This window comes from Paenibacillus sp. FSL L8-0340 (assembly GCF_038593145.1).
Lineage (GTDB): Bacteria > Bacillota > Bacilli > Paenibacillales > Paenibacillaceae > Paenibacillus_AQ.
In genome coordinates this window covers 1166857-1183731 of the sequence record NZ_CP151967.1, presented here as the reverse complement: position 1 = coordinate 1183731, position 16875 = coordinate 1166857, and the positions used below count along the sequence as shown (strand labels likewise).

Annotated in this window: 14 protein-coding genes; 2 read left to right on the top strand and 12 right to left on the bottom strand. The window is 49.5% G+C overall.

Features of this window, described 5'->3' with window-relative positions:
* Positions 1-154: 154 nt before the first annotated feature.
* The 8 genes from nikC to NST07_RS05315 all read right to left on the bottom strand — a co-directional run bounded on the left by nikC (position 155) and on the right by NST07_RS05315 (position 8882).
* Complete coding sequence (gene nikC / locus NST07_RS05350) at positions 155-1048, bottom strand: nickel transporter permease (protein ID WP_342481181.1); 894 nt, start codon at positions 1046-1048, stop codon at positions 155-157.
* 11 nt (positions 1049-1059) lie between these two features.
* Positions 1060-2064: an ABC transporter permease gene (locus tag NST07_RS05345; protein WP_341090102.1), complete on the bottom strand. Its 1005-nt coding sequence runs from the start codon at positions 2062-2064 to the stop codon at positions 1060-1062.
* A 13-nt stretch (positions 2065-2077) separates the two neighbouring features.
* Positions 2078-3745 carry an ABC transporter substrate-binding protein gene (locus tag NST07_RS05340; protein ID WP_341090100.1) on the bottom strand — a complete coding sequence of 556 codons (1668 nt, stop codon included), beginning with the start codon at positions 3743-3745 and terminating at the stop codon, positions 2078-2080.
* A gap of 167 nt (positions 3746-3912) precedes the next feature.
* Positions 3913-4902, bottom strand: coding sequence for a dipeptide ABC transporter ATP-binding protein (locus NST07_RS05335; protein ID WP_341090098.1), 990 nt, complete (start codon positions 4900-4902; stop codon positions 3913-3915).
* Positions 4899-5888: an ABC transporter ATP-binding protein gene (locus tag NST07_RS05330; RefSeq protein ID WP_341377444.1), complete on the bottom strand. Its 990-nt coding sequence runs from the start codon at positions 5886-5888 to the stop codon at positions 4899-4901. Before NST07_RS05330 ends, NST07_RS05335 begins: the two co-directional genes overlap by 4 nt.
* A gap of 247 nt (positions 5889-6135) precedes the next feature.
* Positions 6136-7101: a WYL domain-containing protein gene (locus tag NST07_RS05325; protein ID WP_341090094.1), complete on the bottom strand. Its 966-nt coding sequence runs from the start codon at positions 7099-7101 to the stop codon at positions 6136-6138.
* Between the two features lie 242 nt (positions 7102-7343).
* On the bottom strand, positions 7344-8009 hold the full coding sequence (locus NST07_RS05320) for a hypothetical protein (RefSeq protein ID WP_342481180.1): 666 nt from the start codon (positions 8007-8009) through the stop codon (positions 7344-7346).
* A gap of 186 nt (positions 8010-8195) precedes the next feature.
* Complete coding sequence (locus tag NST07_RS05315; RefSeq protein ID WP_341090089.1) at positions 8196-8882, bottom strand: M50 family metallopeptidase; 687 nt, start codon at positions 8880-8882, stop codon at positions 8196-8198.
* A 304-nt stretch (positions 8883-9186) separates the two neighbouring features.
* Here NST07_RS05315 and NST07_RS05310 point away from each other — a divergent pair, with 304 nt between their 5' ends.
* Positions 9187-9675: a hypothetical protein gene (locus NST07_RS05310; RefSeq protein WP_341090085.1), complete on the top strand. Its 489-nt coding sequence runs from the start codon at positions 9187-9189 to the stop codon at positions 9673-9675.
* 60 nt (positions 9676-9735) lie between these two features.
* On the top strand, positions 9736-10440 hold the full coding sequence (locus tag NST07_RS05305) for an AIM24 family protein (protein WP_038586581.1): 705 nt from the start codon (positions 9736-9738) through the stop codon (positions 10438-10440).
* Between the two features lie 176 nt (positions 10441-10616).
* Here NST07_RS05305 and NST07_RS05300 read toward each other — a convergent pair whose 3' ends face one another.
* The 4 genes from NST07_RS05300 to NST07_RS05285 all read right to left on the bottom strand — a co-directional run bounded on the left by NST07_RS05300 (position 10617) and on the right by NST07_RS05285 (position 16862).
* On the bottom strand, positions 10617-11072 hold the full coding sequence (locus NST07_RS05300) for a DNA starvation/stationary phase protection protein (protein ID WP_341090084.1): 456 nt from the start codon (positions 11070-11072) through the stop codon (positions 10617-10619).
* Between the two features lie 240 nt (positions 11073-11312).
* A complete protein-coding gene (locus tag NST07_RS05295) occupies positions 11313-12785 on the bottom strand; it encodes a potassium/proton antiporter (protein ID WP_342481179.1) in 1473 nt (490 codons plus the stop codon).
* 256 nt (positions 12786-13041) lie between these two features.
* Positions 13042-15315: a copper amine oxidase N-terminal domain-containing protein gene (locus NST07_RS05290; protein WP_342481178.1), complete on the bottom strand. Its 2274-nt coding sequence runs from the start codon at positions 15313-15315 to the stop codon at positions 13042-13044.
* A 218-nt stretch (positions 15316-15533) separates the two neighbouring features.
* On the bottom strand, positions 15534-16862 hold the full coding sequence (locus NST07_RS05285; RefSeq protein ID WP_341090079.1) for a UDP-glucose/GDP-mannose dehydrogenase family protein: 1329 nt from the start codon (positions 16860-16862) through the stop codon (positions 15534-15536).
* Positions 16863-16875 lie beyond the last annotated feature (13 nt).

Sequence of the window (16875 nt, the reverse complement as noted above, 5' to 3'; positions counted from 1 at the left end):
TTTCGTTTTTCTATACGTTTGGTTATGTTTGCTTATATTCAGTTATGATTAATACAGATTACACCTTAACATACATTTCTATTTATAATGGGCTTCATAGCAAAAAAGCCCCCAGGCGTGTAAACACCTAAGGGCTTCCCTGGATCTCATTGTTTTAACTCTTCATCCGCGGATCAAGCACATCGCGTAGTCCGTCTCCCATCAGGTTGAATCCGAGTACAGTCAACATGATTGACATCCCCGGAAAAATGACCGTCCACGGCGCCTTCTGAATGAACTGGCGCGAATCGGAGAGTATCTTGCCCCATTCCGGATCAGGCGGCTGCGCACCAAGGCCAAGGAAGCCGAGGGCTGCCGCTTCGATAATGGCGGTTGCGATGCCCAGCGTCCCTTGTACAATGATCGGTGTCAGGCTGTTCGGCAGAATATGAGTCAGCAGAATACGCGCATTCGTCATCCCGATCGCTCTTGCCGCCGTGATGTATTCCTTCGACTTCAAACTGAGCACCTTGGCCCGAACGAGTCTTCCATAGGTCGGGATGTTAACAATCGCAATGGCGAGCAGCGCATTCCGCAGAGAGGGTCCGAGTATGGCCACAATTGCAATCGCGAGCAGAATACTCGGAAAAGCCAAGAGGATATCAAACATTCTGGAGATCAGCATGTCTACCCACTTGCCATAGAATCCGGCCAGAACCCCCAGAAATGTACCGACAATAATAGAACCGATCACTGAGGAGAACCCGACCCAAAGCGAGATACGGGCACCGTACAGGACCCGGCTGAACAAATCTCTTCCCAGATCGTCCGTGCCGAACCAATGGTCAGCCGACGGTGCCTTCAGCCGGTTCACCAGCTCCTGCTCCTTGAAGGTATACGGCGCGATAAGCGGGGCAAACAGCGCAATCAGCACGAAAAACAAAATAATACAGAGCCCGAGCATAGCCGTCTTGTTCTTGCGGAATGCCCTCCACGCATCATGCCAAGGTCCGGAGCCCTTTTCGGCACGTACCTTTGGGGGCGTTACATTAACTGTTGCCTGTGCCACAGATTCACCCCTCACTTGTAATTGATGCGTGGATCAACGACGGCATAGAGCAGATCCACAAGCAGATTAATGATTACGAAAATAAAAGCAATAATCAGAATACCGGTCTGAATGACAGGATAGTCACGCGAGCTGATCGCCTCAAATATATATCTTCCCACACCCGGCCAAGCAAAGATCGTCTCTGTCAGCACCGCTCCGCCGAGCAGAGCTCCTGTCTGCAGCCCCACCACAGTCAATACAGGAATCAGCGCATTTTTGAGCGCATGCTTGTATACTACGAGAAATTGCGATAACCCTTTGGCTTTTGCCGTACGGATGTAGTCCGAATTCATTACCTCCAGCATGCTGGAGCGGGTCATCCGGGCGATAATCGCCATCGGAATCGTACCCAGTGCAATGCTTGGCAGGATCAGATGTTTAACAACCGTCCACAACTGGTCCCAGCGGCCTGCCAGTATCGTATCAATCACGTAGAGACTGGTGATGCTCTCCACCGGATTGCGCTGGTCCATCCTGCCTATGGAGGGCAGCCAATGTAATTTCAGCGAGAATAACAGCTGCTCCATCAGACCAAGCCAGAAAATCGGCATGGACACACCAATGAGCGCTATAATCATTGCGGCATAATCAAACCATGAATTTTGCCGCCAGGCGCTTAGAATACCGGCATTGACTCCCACAACAGTGGCGAACAGCATACTCGCCGCCGTAAGTTCCAGGGTAGCGGCCAGATAAGGCATAATTTCTTTGGCGATTGGCGTTTTGGTACGGATCGAGGTACCCAAATCGCCTTGCAGCAAATCGCCCATATAATTGAAATACTGCTGCAGCCACGGCTTGTCGAGACCCAGTTGTCCCCGCAGCGCCTGCTTGGACTGCTCCGTTGCCTTTTGTCCCAGAATCGTCTCTGCCGGATCTCCCGGAATCGCATGGATAATAGAGAAGACAATGATTGTCATCCCAATCAGAACCGGGATTAATACCATTACACGTTTTAATAGGTAGGAGTTCAAATCAGCTCACCTACTATTCGAAGTAGATTTCGCTGTAATATTCCGTACCTGTCGGACCTGGAACAAAACCCTTGAGATTGGTTTTGGCAGCCAGCAACGGAGTCGTGTGCACAAGCGGAATCCAAGGCGCATCCGCTTTGATGATTTCCTGCGCCTGCTTGTACAGGTCGGAGCGTTTGGCTTGGTCCGTTTCCTTCTGTGCATTGATCAGAACGGTATGCAATTCTTCATTAATATAGAAGGAACGGTTGTTGCCCGGAATCGCATCTTTATCAAGGAGCGTATACAGGAAGTTATCCGGGTCACCGTTGTCACCGGTCCAGCCGAGCATGTAGATATCATCTTTTTCTCCGACTTTTGTGTCGTCAAGGTAAGTAGCCCATTCAGGGGACTCGATCACCGTCTTCACGCCAATTTTTTCCCAATCGGCTTGAATCGCCTCGGCTACCTTCTTGCCATCAGGCATATAAGGACGGGAGACCGGCATAGCATACAAAGTTACCGGATCCGGCAGACCTTCAGGATATCCGGCCTCAGAAAGCAGCGCTTTTGCTTTCTCCAGATCGTATTCATAATCATTCACAGCATCGTTATAGCCCCATAGGGATGGGGGTATCGGGTTAACGGCGGCCGTTGCCTGACCTGAGAAGAACGCTTCGATAATAGCCTGCTTATTCACCGCATGGTTCAGCGCTTGTCTTACCTTCACGTTGTCAAAAGGTTTCTTATTGAAGTTGAAGCCGAGGTACGAGACATTAAACGGCGGGCGTTCAATCTTTTGCAGCCCGGTGTTGCCTTCCAGTGTGGACAGATCATCAGGGCTAAGGTCCTCCATCAGGTCGATCTCACCGTTCTGCAGAGCAGTAAAGCGCGCAGAGTTATCCGGAATGGAGCGGACGATAACTTTGTTCAGCTTAGGAAGCCCTTCTTTCCAGTAGCCCGGATTCTTGTCCAGCGTAATGGAATCATTGTGCTTCCATTCGGTGAACACAAACGGACCTGTGCCTACCGGCTCATTCTTGAAGTTTTCCTTCTTCTCCTTAATGGCTGTAGGGCTGGCAATCCCGAAGGAGGTCATGGCGATATTCTGCAGGAAAGGGGCCTGCGGCTGATTAAGCACAAATTGCACGGTTGTGGCATCAACAGCCTTCACCTCTTTAATGACACGGCTTCCGTCCGGACCGAACATGGAGTCATAGTAGTCAAAGGAATCGCCTTCGAATTTGTATTCACTTGCCGGATCACTCCAGCGCGTGAAGTTGAACACGACAGCCTCGGCATCAAAGTCTGATCCATCATGGAACTTCACACCCGGATGCAGCTTGAAGATGTAGATTAAGCCGTCGGCTGAGACTTCCCAGCTGTCTGCAAGTGAAGCCTGTACCTCGGAGGTTCCCGGTTTGTATTCCAGCAGAGAGTCAAATACCTGATGGGCAATCTTCAAAGATTCACCATCGGTTACGATTGCCGGGTCCAGCGAAGCCGAATCACCGCCGCGCCCCAATATCAGTGTATCCTGTGACGTTGCCGCCGAATCAGGAGAGCTATCCGGTGCGGCAGTTGCCGCTGTATTGCCCCCCGCAGTTGACTCCGTGCTTGCGTTATTGTTGCCTCCGCAGCCGCTTAACATTAATACCGCCCCCAGCGTCACTGCCAGTGCAAGACTACTCCATTTCTTCATCTCTAGAAAACTCCCTTCCTTCATTAAAAGTATTAAAGCGTCTATATGGAGCTGCGCCAAAGCGCTGCCATATACCAAGTCCACTAATTGCATTCATGAATGGTTGCTCGCTCTGAATACTAAGGATAACTCCTGCCGGAGTCTTTCTAAGATGTCGTCAAGTCTTGTTAAGCCAGCCGGGTGTCAGCATCATCATATAAATGGCATGCGGTTAGATGCCCTGGCCCGGTCTCGTTCAACGGCGGTCTTACATTGCGGCACACGTCCATCACCCGGGGACAACGGGTATTAAAGGCACAACCGACAGGCGCATTGGCCGGACTCGGCACTTCACCCTGCAGAATAACCCGTTTCTTGCGGATATCGGGATCGGGTTCGGGAACAGCCGACAGCAGCGCCTGTGTATACGGGTGCTGCGGTTCGGCATAAAGCTTGTACTTATCGGTAATCTCTACAATCCGTCCCAGGTACATTACGGCGACACGGTCACAGATATGCTTCACCACACTGAGATCATGGGCTATAAATATGTAGGTAAGTGCAAATTCCTTCTGTAAATCCTGCATCAGATTAATGACCTGAGACTGGATGGATACATCCAGTGCGGACACAGGCTCATCCGCTATAATCAGCTTCGGCTGCAGGGCAAGCGCCCGGGCGATTCCAATCCGCTGCCGTTGCCCGCCGGAGAATTGATGCGGATAACGCTGGAGATGTGCCTTCGCCAAGCCGACCACATCAGCCAGCCGCTCGACAGTATCCCTCCGTTGCCTGGCATCGCCTACACCATGTACAATCATCGGCTCTTCCAGAATACGCTGCACCGTATTCCGCGGGTCAAGGGAAGAGAACGGGTCCTGAAAGACAATCTGCATCTCCCGCCGGCGCTTGCGCATTTCTTCCAGAGTGAGCCTGGTGATATCCTGGCCTTCGAACCAGACCTCCCCTGCTGTAGGCTCGATCAGCCGCAGCAGCGTACGCCCGGTTGTCGATTTGCCGCAGCCGCTTTCCCCCACCAGTCCAAAGGTCTCGCCTTTGCTTACGGAGAAGGAAATATCGTCCACGGCCTTGACGGCCCCTTGCACCTTGTTGAAGAAGCCTTTATAAATCGGATAATACTTCTTGAGGCCAATAACCTCGAGCAGGTTCTCGCTCATACAGCATCCTCCTGTTGGCTGTCATGCAGCCAGCATCTGCAGCTGTGCCGGTCTTCCTGCAGTGACAGCTCAGGAAGCGACTCACGGCAGATGTCCATCATATTCGGACAGCGGGGTGCAAACCGGCAGCCCTGCATATCTTTACTGAGAATCGGCACATTGCCGGGAATGGAATACAGCCGTTCCCGGACCTCGTTCATTCTTGGCACAGACTGTATAAGCCCCCTCGTGTAAGGATGAAACGGATTTTTAAAAATATCGCGCACAGAGCCTTCCTCTACGATCTTGCCGGCATACATAACAGCCACCCGGTGGCACATCTCCGCCACAACTCCAAGATCATGGGTAATCAGCATGACCGCAGTGCCTTGTTCTTCATTCAACCGCCGGATCAAATCCAGAATCTGCGCCTGAATCGTTACATCCAGCGCCGTTGTGGGTTCATCGGCAATGAGCAGCTCCGGACTGCAGGAGATCGACATCGCGATCATCACCCGCTGGCGCATGCCGCCCGACAACTGGTGAGGATACTCATCAATGATCGCTTCCGGCCGCGGTATTCCTACTTTGCGGAGCATCCCGGCCGCATGCTCCCGCGCTTCTCTTTTCGATAAGCCGCGGTGAAGCCGCACAGTTTCGATAATCTGCTGACCTGCCGTAAACAGCGGGTTAAGCGAAGTCATTGGCTCCTGGAAGATCATCGATACCGAGTCTCCGCGGATCTTTCGCATTTCTTTTTCCCTAAGCGGCACAAGATCCTGCCCTTTTAATAGAATGCGGCCGCCGACAATCCGGCCGGGAGGATTCGGAACCAGCTTCAGGATGGACAATGAAGTGACGCTCTTGCCGCAGCCCGATTCACCAACCACTCCAAGAATTTCGCCCGGATCAATATACAAATCGACGCCGTCCACAGCAGGAACCTCTCCACGATCCGTAAAAAAATGAGTATGCAAATCCTCAATTTCCAGAATTGGCTGGATCAAAATGAACCCTCTCTTCTATTAAAAATTGAACAAAGGTCAAATGACAGACAAGAAAATCTCTCTAAAAGAGAGATTCTACCGTGAACACCTTACATAATAAGTTAGTTAATAGGATTTAATCGACATAGTTGTTATTTATTGTATAACACTACTATATAAAACCATGATAGACAAGAAAAATTTACAAGATTAACTAACCTCATAGGGTTTAAGGGTATAATTAATGACAAAACAAAAAGATCCTGCTCTATTTGTAGAGCAATAGCCACCTTTCCAGTTGAACCCTCATCATATCCCTATAGTAAAACGGCTCCACTATCTCCGCTTCCTCTTCGAATTTCATGATCCAACGAACAAATCCTATATCCTGTTCAACAGCTACCTTAAAGTGGAGAAAGCGGCTCTGGCGGTCCACCTTGCTCGGCTTTACAAACAACTCCTCATATTTGATCCAATCCATCATCCGTTCCGAAAATTTCACCTTAAATTCGATCTCCAGACTGTCTTGGTCCAAATGCCACTTCTGCTTCATAAAAGACTGCAAATCAAATTGCTCCTTGGAAAAAAAACGATTCAACGGCCTGACACTCGAAAACCCGTTGATGTGAAAAGCCCGGATCATGCCAAAGCGGTGGCAGAAACCGATTAAATGATAGCGGTTCTCCAGCGGAACCAGGCAGTATGGATCGATCTGTATCTCCTTCTCTTCATAGGCATTTTCACTGTAATCCGCCTGAAAGCTTCGCTGTTTCATTATAGCCAGCAGAATTTCCGTCAGAAAAGGCGAAGGCTCTCCCTGTGAAGTTCCCCTCTCTGTCCAATGCTGCCAGGCTTCTTTTTTTACGCTTTCCATCTTCTCTTCCCTTTCCGCCTTCTGCTTATATTCTGCAGCCATGATTTTTTCGTAGGCGTCTTCAAAATGTGCAGGCAACAGAGGCTTAATGTCATTCATAATGCCGCGGAGCTGTGAAAATGCGGCCGATTCTTCTTCCGACAAATCTAAAGGATAGAGTGCAAAGTTCCCGATAAAAGCATATCCCTTCCCGTGCCCCAGGTGGGTAATAGGGATATGCATGGCACTTAGCGCATCCATATCCCGGTATATCGTTCTCTCACTGTTGCCGCAGCGTTCCGCCAGCTCACGGGCTAAAATTCCCGGTTTGGCCTGAACTAGCGTAATGATGCGCATCAGCCGGATTAATCGGTCTGTCATTTTCAGTTCCCCTTGATTTATGGTAAAATAGACCCATTATTTTAAATAAATTAGTTATATATATCTAAAAACAGGGAATTAATAACCTCGTTACAAAAATATAATAGAACTATTTTACTATATTACCACATTTATATATCGCTCTATCTGTCAGCTATTCTGGTTTGCACTCAGCGAAATAGTGCAGTTATGTATATGCCCTAGTTACCGGTTGATGGATCATAAACTGTGTATTCCTAGAGTCACCAGACCTGAATCCCCACGGCCAACTGTTTGTACACAGCCTCCGCCTCTTTAACCAGCTGCATGTCTCCAGATTGGGTTGCCAGCAGCAGCAGATCATCCGCCTGTCTGCGCAACCTATCGTAGGAAGCTGGGTCGGATGTCTTAGAACGTAAGGCCACTGCTTCTTCCATTACCATCGCTGTCTTGAGCAGCTCCAAATGCTTGGCTACATGAAAGCAGCTGGCCGTGCCGAGCACATCGGTATGGTGGGTATACTCTAGGCTTAGCTTATGCAAGGGCAGCTCGCGGATGCGTTCCACCGGGGGTTGTTTATATTGCCACTGCAGCCAGAGTGCTTCATGATTTCCCGCTGGCATCGCCGCCATAGTGAATTCCAGCGCTATATATTTCCTCCCTCCCGCATGTATTTTGCCAAGCTTAAGCAGCAGCGATCTTCCTTCCCCTGCCTCCACTACACATCCATAACATGCCTTCAGACTTACATGCGCTTCAAGCCATACTCTCAGTTCAATTTCACGGGCAACGACTTTGCGGCTTTTCTTCTGCGTTTCCACACCTTGGACCATGCCTTCCCACTCGACTAGCAAAACTACATCTCGAGCAGCTCCTGCAAAAATCCGGTTTTGACTCCATGTAAATATGGGCTGGATACTTGCTTGCATATTTCCACCTCTTTCTTTTTTTGGATCTTCTATTAATGTACCAATAATGGCGGACAACTCCTTGTCATGGAATATATGTTCGGACCTAGAATATCGACAAAAAAAGAGCCACTCCACTATAAAGTGGATTGCCTCTTTGCGAAAGATCGTTCTTTTGTCTAAAGATGACGAAAAATTTGTGTAATTTCACCTATTCCCCAGCTTGCTGTTCCGGCGCTCTTCCTTGAATAAGAAACCCAGTGCTCCTTTGGCGCATAGCAATGAGAATAGAAGAAACAGCACTGCCCAAAAGATGGCCGGCAAAGGAGTCAACCTCGCCAGATTGGCTGCATCCCCTGCACGGGAGGGTGTAAATGCCGCAGACGATACCAGAAAAAGTGTACCCATTACGGATTCCTCAAGCGTGAGAAACGCCAGAAACAAGTAATAATATTTGCTGATCTTAGGCCAGAGAAACATCATCGCCAGATTCAGCGCAATAAAGCCGGTCAGCCACATCATGCCGAATCCGCCCCGTACATATAAAACCAGCATAATGAGTGCTATGGCGGTGGACAAAATCAGCCCCCATTGCAGCCGGTTTCTTCTATATAAATAGAACAGCAGCAAAGAGAATAACGAAGCCAGCGTATATCCGGCCAGCGACACCAGTATCGCTTGTGCTCCCGCACCAATGGCCGAATAAGTGACCCCGCTGTGATCGGCGTACAACTCAATGCGCAGCACACTTCCCGAGAGCAACAGGGTCATGAGCGCATGGCCGAACTCGTGAACCATCGTATCCAGATTGCGGAACAAGGAAGAGAACGGGATTAACCGCGTTAAAAAAGCAGAACCTGCCAGAAACAATAGCGTCTTAAGCCATTTATTCATCACATCAGCCCCTTTCCGTTCAAAGTATACGATAATTTGTACACCTGTGGTAGCAAAACCGAAACCTGAGTGTCTTTAATGCTGTATTACTTTTATGGTTATTGCCGCAGGCCCCAGTGCAAGTGGAAACGGCTGCGACGTTCTCAAAAGGATGGTATCTGTTTGTCCCTTTATATCCAAAACTCGGGACAAAAATGTGCTTTATCCGCCAAATGATGCCAAGCTTCCCCTGTAAGGTACCCGGAAGTTGTCAGGCTATGTTAAAATAAAAGTAATATTAGCCTATACCAGGTGGTGATATGTAATGAAAAAACATGTAATGAGCAAATTGATCAAGCTCTTAAGTTCGGCCCTGCTGCTGCTTGGGATAACGGCAGCCCTGCCGGCTCCTGCGGCTCAGGCCAATTACTTCAGCGATATATATAAAGGATTGCAGAATTTCTCGGAATTGCCCGGTGAAGTTAATCAATTGCAGGAAAGCTACCAGCAAACGGTGGATGAGCTCCAGCAGACCAAAAATGAGCTGGGCGAAACGACCCAAGCCTTGGGACAGACGCTGCAGGAGATGGAGACGTACCGTACCCAGAATGAGGCTCTTCAGGAGCAGAACCGCCAATTAAGCCTGGTGGTAGAGGAATTGAAAAACGACCGTACGGCCCGGGAAAACTACTATAACCGGATTAAAGTTACGGTCATTACCGGGGTTGCCCTTATATTCGGTTATTTCCTGCTCACCCGGCTGCTTCGCTTCGCGATGCGCTACCGGTCCAGAAGAAGCGACCGGCTGCGGTAGTCCGCAAGGAGAGCGTCACCCACAGAAACAAGAAGTCACAGGAACAAGGAAGTGTAAGCTATGAACGTTGATGTCCAGGATGAAGGCGACAGCGGCAGCGGACAAGCCGTTGCCTTTACTGTTGGAGAGAATGAAGAGGTTCATGTGCTGCACCCGCAGCAGATTATTGCCTATCAAGGTCCCTCTTCAGGCCGGGCGGACCGGTTGATGGATGTCAAGGGCATGTACCGCAAGCGCAAGCTGATCCGCTCGGATCTGTCCGGGCCCTGCCGGTTCGTTGCCGCACTCCCTCCCGGTTATCGGATCAAAACGCTGCAGCTTGATGGAAAAAGCGATCTGCTCTATGATTTCAGGCATCTGTTCTTCTATAGTAAGGGGGTTACGATGCAGACCCGGGTGCTCAGCATGAAGAATATGCTCGTGACGCGCGATGTCATCAAGGTGAAGTTCTCTGGCAGGGGCAGCATCGGCATCTTAACTGAGGGAACGGTATGCGAAGCGGAGCTGCATCCCTTCGACCCGTTGTATGTGGATGCCGGAAGCGTCATTGCCTACCCCGAGAATGCCAAGCTTGAGCTGACCGTCTACGGCAATCATCTGGCCAGCCAGCATATGAGCTATCATTGGAAGATGACAGGCCACGGACCCGTGCTGTTCCAAGCCGGCCGCCAGAGCCGGCGCTTTGAACGCGACAATAATGAGGACGGGATTATCAAACGGTTTCTCCGTGAGGCTCTGCCATTCGGCGGAGTGTTTATTAAGTAGGAATATATATAAATCTTATTTAGCAAAAAGAGTGCCCGTGCGTATCACGCAAGGGCACTCTTTAGTTTACAGACAATGCACACAACCCATAAACCCGGCAACAGCTTCTATACCCGGAATCATGGGCGGTTCCTGATTGTTGCTACTTGGTCACTTGGTCACTTGGTCACTTGGTCTTATGCCAGGTAAGCATTCAGCATCCAGGCGCTCTTCTCAACACTGCTTCTGATACCAATCAGCAGATCAGCAGTCGGTTGATCGCTCAGCTCTTCTGCTGCCGCGATGGAATGCTTCAGCTCTTCTGCAACAAGGGCAAAATCTTTTACAAGTTGGGTAACCATTTCTTTGGCGCTTTCGCCGCCGACGGCTTCCTTGAGCTCGGAAAGGGCCAGATATTGGGTCATAGTAGAGGCCGGTTGTCCGCCGATAGCGAGCAGGCGTTCAGCCAGCTCATCCACATAACCTGCAGCTTCATTGTACAGTTCTTCGAATTTGGCATGCAGCGTGAAGAATTGCGGTCCGCTCACATACCAGTGGTAATGATGCAGTTTCACTCCGAGCAGGGTCCAGTTCGCAGTTTGGCGATTCAAAGCAGCGTGCAGTTCAGTCTGGCTCTTTACTTGTGTACTCATTCTAATAGCCTCCTATAGTTTGTATATATGTTATTGTATTTAGACTTGTTCTAAATCTATATACAATATAACATGAATTTATGCTTTTTGCAACGATTACGACGATTTTGTTGCTGCAAATTCTAGCATAACTTTCTGTTATACTCCTATTATTTGTGTCACATTGGAGCATAAGCACCTATATTGACACAAATCACATCGTTACGGCATAAAAAATCACATGAAATACAAAGGTTAAACCTAGGTAGTTTCCGCTTGCGCCGCCTTGCCTTTTCCGCTCCGGAAGATCGCCCGCATCTCGTCGCGTTTAGACTTCGGACTAAGCACGTAGACTGTATCTCCTGCCTGAATGACGGTATTGCCATGCGGAGTGACGATATTCTTATCCCGTATGATCGCCGTGAAGAGAATATCATCAGGCAGCCCCAGCTCTGTAATCTGCATCCCGGCAATCGGCATAGAAGGCTGTATTCCAATATGATTGAATTCCGAGTCCGTCTTGCCAAGGGCTACAAGTTCCATGAGAGAAGGTTGCCCCGCTTCTTCCCGCCCGACCAGCTTCAGTCTGGAAGCGAGCGGTGAAATCGTCGTCCCCTGAATAACAGCCGATGTAAGGACGACGAAGAAGACGACATTAAAGAACAGCCTTCCCTGCGGAAGACCCGCCAGCAGCGGATAGGTGGCCAGTACAATCGGCACGGCGCCGCGAAGACCAGCCCACGAGATCAGTGTTTTTTCCCGGAAAGAGAATTTGGCAAAGAGCAGGCTTATAAATACCCCGACCGGCCGGGCAATTACCATTAGGATGACAGACAGCAGCAGCCCGTCCCAAGCGATATTTGCAAGCTCCTGCGGGAACACCAGCAGCCCCAGCAGAATGAACATAGCAATCTGCATCATCCAGGCAAAGCCGTGATTGAAATTCATGATGGTTCGGTGATACATCAGTTCGGAATTCCCCAGCGTCAGGCCAATTACATAGACGGCAAGCAGTCCGCTGCCGTGAACCATGGCTGTAAGGCCATAAGTCAGTACGGCAAACCCTATAGCCATTACCGGATACAGACCGGTGGAATCCAAGTTGATTCTGTTGATCAGATATACGGCCAGCTTGCCGATAATGATCCCCAGCAGCAGGCCAATCCCCATTTCCCATACAAAGGACAGCAGCAGGCTCCAGATGGCTGTATCGGGATGCTGAATCCATTCGATTAGTGATACGGTCAGAAATACGGCCATCGGATCATTGCTCCCAGACTCAGCCTCCAGTGTGGAGGTCAACCTTTTGTCGATATTTTTGCCGCCCAGAACAGAGAATACGGCGGCTGCGTCCGTTGAACCGACAATCGCTCCGAACAGCAGGCTTTCCGCCCAAGGCACTCCCAGTATGAATTTGGCAAAAACGCCTACTATGGCTGTAGTCAGCAGCACGCCCACCGTAGCCAAGGACAGCGCCGGCGCCATTATCGGCCGGATATCCTTCATGCTGGTCTGCATCCCGCCTTCAAACAGAATCACGACCAGTGCAAAAATGCCGGCAATCTGGGTCAGGGATGCATTGTTAAAATAGACAAAATGGCTGAGTACCATCCCCACTGCAATAAATAATACGAGCGCCGGCATGCCGAACCGTGTAGAGAATTTTGTGGAAAGCACTCCTACAAGCAGCAGCACCGCCAGCAGCATAATAATCTGATCTGCAAGATGAGTCATCGTTTACTTCGCACCCTTCTGATATTGAAATCAAGCAGACGTTACCGCTCCTTGTGTTATTTACGTTATTAACCTCAAAAGTCTTTTCTTGAGTCAGCTGCGGTAAAGACTGCCGGGTGCCCTGCTCTGGTCATCTACACTTCCACACTGAATTTATAATGCTCAAACGGCTGCACATCATACATTTCTTCTATTATCTACATAACAAAAGCCTGACCATGGAAGGTCAGGCTTACGACTCATTTAACATTAACTATTATATTTCAAACTCCTCCGTTGAATCTGAAAGGCCGCCATTCTGCATCCCCTTGTTATTTGCCACGGCAAGAATATACAGTTTATATTTTTTGCCTTTAATGATGGGACTACCGTTGACGTCTGTTGTTGATGCTGTAATTACCGGATTCGTCCCGTTAGGAATGATGGACTTGTAAGAGGAAGAGGTCACCCCAAGTGCATCACCCAAGCCAAAACCCTGCTTGGCCGGAACTACTAATACCCGGTATTCAGAAATATTGGTCTCATTGGACGATTTGTTGAAGCGGGCCAGTATTCTGCTGTCATTCACTTGATACGTGACGTTGGTTACGGAAACCACAGGGGTTTTGGACGACAACGTAATGTCCGAGGATGCCTGGGACAAGACATTAGAACCTGAATAATTCCCACTGCCAACAGATAATACATACACTTTATAAGTGGTTCCCTCTTTAATCCAATTGCCGCGCACATCTCTGGAGGATGAATTTAAAATTTGACTGGTGCTATTATCAGATGTGCTCACCGCTGTATAGTTGGAGCTGGATATACGATTGGCTTCGGATACGCTGAAGTTGCTGTAATATGAGGTTGGCACCACCATGATCAGATATTTGCTGATGTACCTTTCGTCCGCAGCATGATTAAAGGATACTTTCATATCCCGGCCATCACCATTGTCACTAACGTCGCTTACGGTTAGATTAGAAACGGCTCCCATACTGAAGTCAGTCAGCAGCGTAATAACCGATGAAGCGCTGGAAAGCACATTTGCACTTAAGTTGCTTCCAACCGATAACACGTATACTTGATAACCCGTTCCATTTTTGATCAAATTACCCCGTACGTCTCTGGTTGATGAGGTCAGGATTTGATTGGTGCTGCTTCCTGATGTACTCACCGCTGTATAATTGGAGCTGGATACATTATTCGCTTCAGATACGCTGAAGCCGCTGTAATAAGCCGTAGGTACGACCATAATCCGATACTGGTTAATATTAGCTTCGGCTGTGGGATGGACAAAGGACACTTTCATATCCCGGCCGTCTCCATAGTCATTAACATCACTAACGATGAAGCTAGAGATTCCTGTAGTGGACAACGTAATCGCAGATGACGCAGGAGACAGTACTTGATTGGCCGCATTCCTGCTATCTACCGCCATAACAAACACCCGGTAGCTCACACCCGGCTTTATAAGGGCTCCATCGACATCCCTGGATCCTGAAGCCAAGACCTGAGAAAGATTATTTCCCGTCTTGCTGACTTGGGTGTAGTTAGAACTGGAAACTGCGTTTGCTGCCGCCACATTGAAATTGGTATAGTTCGCTGCTTTGACTACAAATATCCGGTAGGAATTGACCTTCGATTCATCCGGCAACTTGTTGAAGCTGACAGACAAATCCCGTCCATCCCCATTATCCCCGACATCATTCACTTGTATGTTGGTTGGTGCGGATACAATATTATTCACCAACGTAAGTGTTGCTGAACTATTCGAAAGGGCACTGATATTATTCCCTTTGCCTACTGCCAAAACATAAGCAATATACGGCTGATTGACTTTAATTAATTCACCGCTGATATCCCTCGACCCAGCGTTCAGTTTAAACGCAGGATTAGCTCCGGTAGACAATACAGTAGAATAATTGGACGGTGCGATCTGTTGGGCGGATGACAAGTTTAATGTGTTCCCCGCTTTCACAATCAATACCCTGTAATGATCAACAATGGACTCATCTGCCGCCCGGACGAAGCTGACCTGCAGATCACGTCCGTCACCGCTATCACTCACATCCTGCAGGACTACATTGGATGCCGGACTTACGGTTCCACCTTTACCTCCGGAAGTCGTTATGGACACGGTCCTTGCTTTGGAATTCCATACCACTTCCTGACCCAGAGCTTCGCTGACGAACCGTGTCGGAACCAGCGTTCTGCCCTTCAAACTTTGACCAGGCACATCGAGGATAACAGACTTATTGTTAATCGTGGCAAGTGTCGAGCCAAGCTTCAATATAATCGTTGTACCCTCTTTGGTTGCTGTTACTGTTTTTGTCTGCTTATTCCACGTGGTGGTGGCATCAAAGGCTTCAAAAATGGCCCGTAACGGCACCAGCGTTCGTCCACGCACCGATATAGGGGGTTGATCAGTAGGTAAGGGAACACCGTCAATCACAATTTTGATAGGTGCAGCTGCCTGAGCCGGGGACTGCAGCAGCATCGGAAACACCAGCAACCCCGCTAAAATCGAAATCCATAACTTCTTCACAAGCTCACCCTCCTGGATAATAAATAAAATTCCATTTTCTTGACTATCCCTTTGACGCATCAACCGGTCTAAAAGTTTCTCGATTTACTGGTTACAATAAATTAATCCAATTTCCATTCCCAGGCTAAATAAGAAGGGATATGGAAACACAAAAAAATCCCCGCCACACCTACGGCAGGGATTCATTTCGTGATCCGGCTGGAACGCCCCTTGCAAAGCTACACGACTTCCGGAATTTCAAACGGCTCCTGGAGCGAAGGCCGGCCTACCGGGTAATACCCGAAGCCCAGTCCGCTTACCTGCTGTTCCGAGAAGGCGTTTCTGCCATCAATGAGGACGGTGCCGCTCATGGCTGCTTTTACCCCGGCCAGATTGATCTCTTTAAACTGCTTCCACTCTGTCAGCAGGCACAACGCGTCGCTGTCCTTCGCAGCTTCCAGCGCCGAGCTGCACCACTGAATCCCGGAATGATTCCGCAGCCGCCGGAAATTATCCATAGCCACCGGGTCGTATACCTTAGGAGTGGCGCCAAGCTGAATGAGCCTGTCGACGATCTCCAGTGCAGGAGCCTCCCGGACATCATCGGTTTCTGGCTTGAAGGCCAGCCCCCACAGCGCAATGGTTCTGCCTTCCAGGCTGCCCAGTGCCTGATGTAGCTTGCTGATGACACTATAGCGCTGTTCTTTATTGACTTCCACTACTGATTTCAGCAGCTTGAAATCATAATGCACATTGCCTGCGATTTGGATCAGCGCCGTTGTATCCTTGGGGAAGCAGGAGCCGCCATAGCCAATACCCGCTCCCAGAAACGAGGGCCCGATTCGTGTATCCAGTCCCATTCCCTTGGCTACCTCCGTGACATCTGCCTTTACCTTCTCGCAAATGTTGGCGATCTCGTTGATAAATGAAATTTTGGTAGCCAGAAAAGCATTGGAGGCGTATTTAATCATCTCCGCACTGCGGATGTCTGTGATCAATATTCTGGTGTTCAGCGGCTCATGCAGTCCGCTCAGCAGCTTGGAAGCACGCTGGCTGTCCGTCCCGATAATAATACGGTCCGGAGCCAGCGTATCCCGGATAGCCGTTCCTTCACGCAGGAATTCCGGAAGCGAAGCAATATCGAACGGCCCTTCGTATAACTCGCTCAGCAGCTCACGGACTCTGTCATTGGTGCCTACCGGCACGGTGCTCTTCACGCAGACTACTTTATAACCGTTCATGGCCGCGCCGATCTCCCTTACGGCCGCATCGACGAACCGCAGATCTGCTTCACCGCTCGGCAGCGAAGGCGTTCCTACTGCTATAATCACCAGCTCTGCATCGGACACTGCACCGGACAGGTCAGTCGTGAAGCGGAGCCGGCCCGCATCCATATTGGTGCAGGACATCTCCCCAAGCCCCGGCTCATAAATCGGAATGCCGCCACTCAGAAGCAGCTCAATTTTCTCCGCATCCTTATCAACACAATACACCTGATGCCCAAGCTCTGCATAGCATACACCTGACACCAAACCGACATACCCTGTTCCTATCACAGTAATGTTCATGTCTCTGCTCCTC

Excerpts from the sequence above, each read along its gene's own strand:
- NST07_RS05340 (WP_341090100.1), bottom strand. The coding sequence starts at position 3,745 with ATGAAGAAATGGAGTAGTCTTGCACTGGCAGTGACGCTGGGGGCGGTA.
- NST07_RS05335 (WP_341090098.1), bottom strand. The coding sequence starts at position 4,902 with ATGAGCGAGAACCTGCTCGAGGTTATTGGCCTCAAGAAGTATTATCCG.
- NST07_RS05325 (WP_341090094.1), bottom strand. The coding sequence starts at position 7,101 with ATGACAGACCGATTAATCCGGCTGATGCGCATCATTACGCTAGTTCAG.
- NST07_RS05320 (WP_342481180.1), bottom strand. The coding sequence starts at position 8,009 with ATGCAAGCAAGTATCCAGCCCATATTTACATGGAGTCAAAACCGGATT.
- NST07_RS05315 (WP_341090089.1), bottom strand. The coding sequence starts at position 8,882 with ATGAATAAATGGCTTAAGACGCTATTGTTTCTGGCAGGTTCTGCTTTT.
- NST07_RS05310 (WP_341090085.1), top strand. The coding sequence starts at position 9,187 with ATGAAAAAACATGTAATGAGCAAATTGATCAAGCTCTTAAGTTCGGCC.
- NST07_RS05305 (WP_038586581.1), top strand. The coding sequence starts at position 9,736 with ATGAACGTTGATGTCCAGGATGAAGGCGACAGCGGCAGCGGACAAGCC.
- NST07_RS05300 (WP_341090084.1), bottom strand. The coding sequence starts at position 11,072 with ATGAGTACACAAGTAAAGAGCCAGACTGAACTGCACGCTGCTTTGAAT.
- NST07_RS05295 (WP_342481179.1), bottom strand. The coding sequence starts at position 12,785 with ATGACTCATCTTGCAGATCAGATTATTATGCTGCTGGCGGTGCTGCTG.
- NST07_RS05285 (WP_341090079.1), bottom strand. The coding sequence starts at position 16,862 with ATGAACATTACTGTGATAGGAACAGGGTATGTCGGTTTGGTGTCAGGT.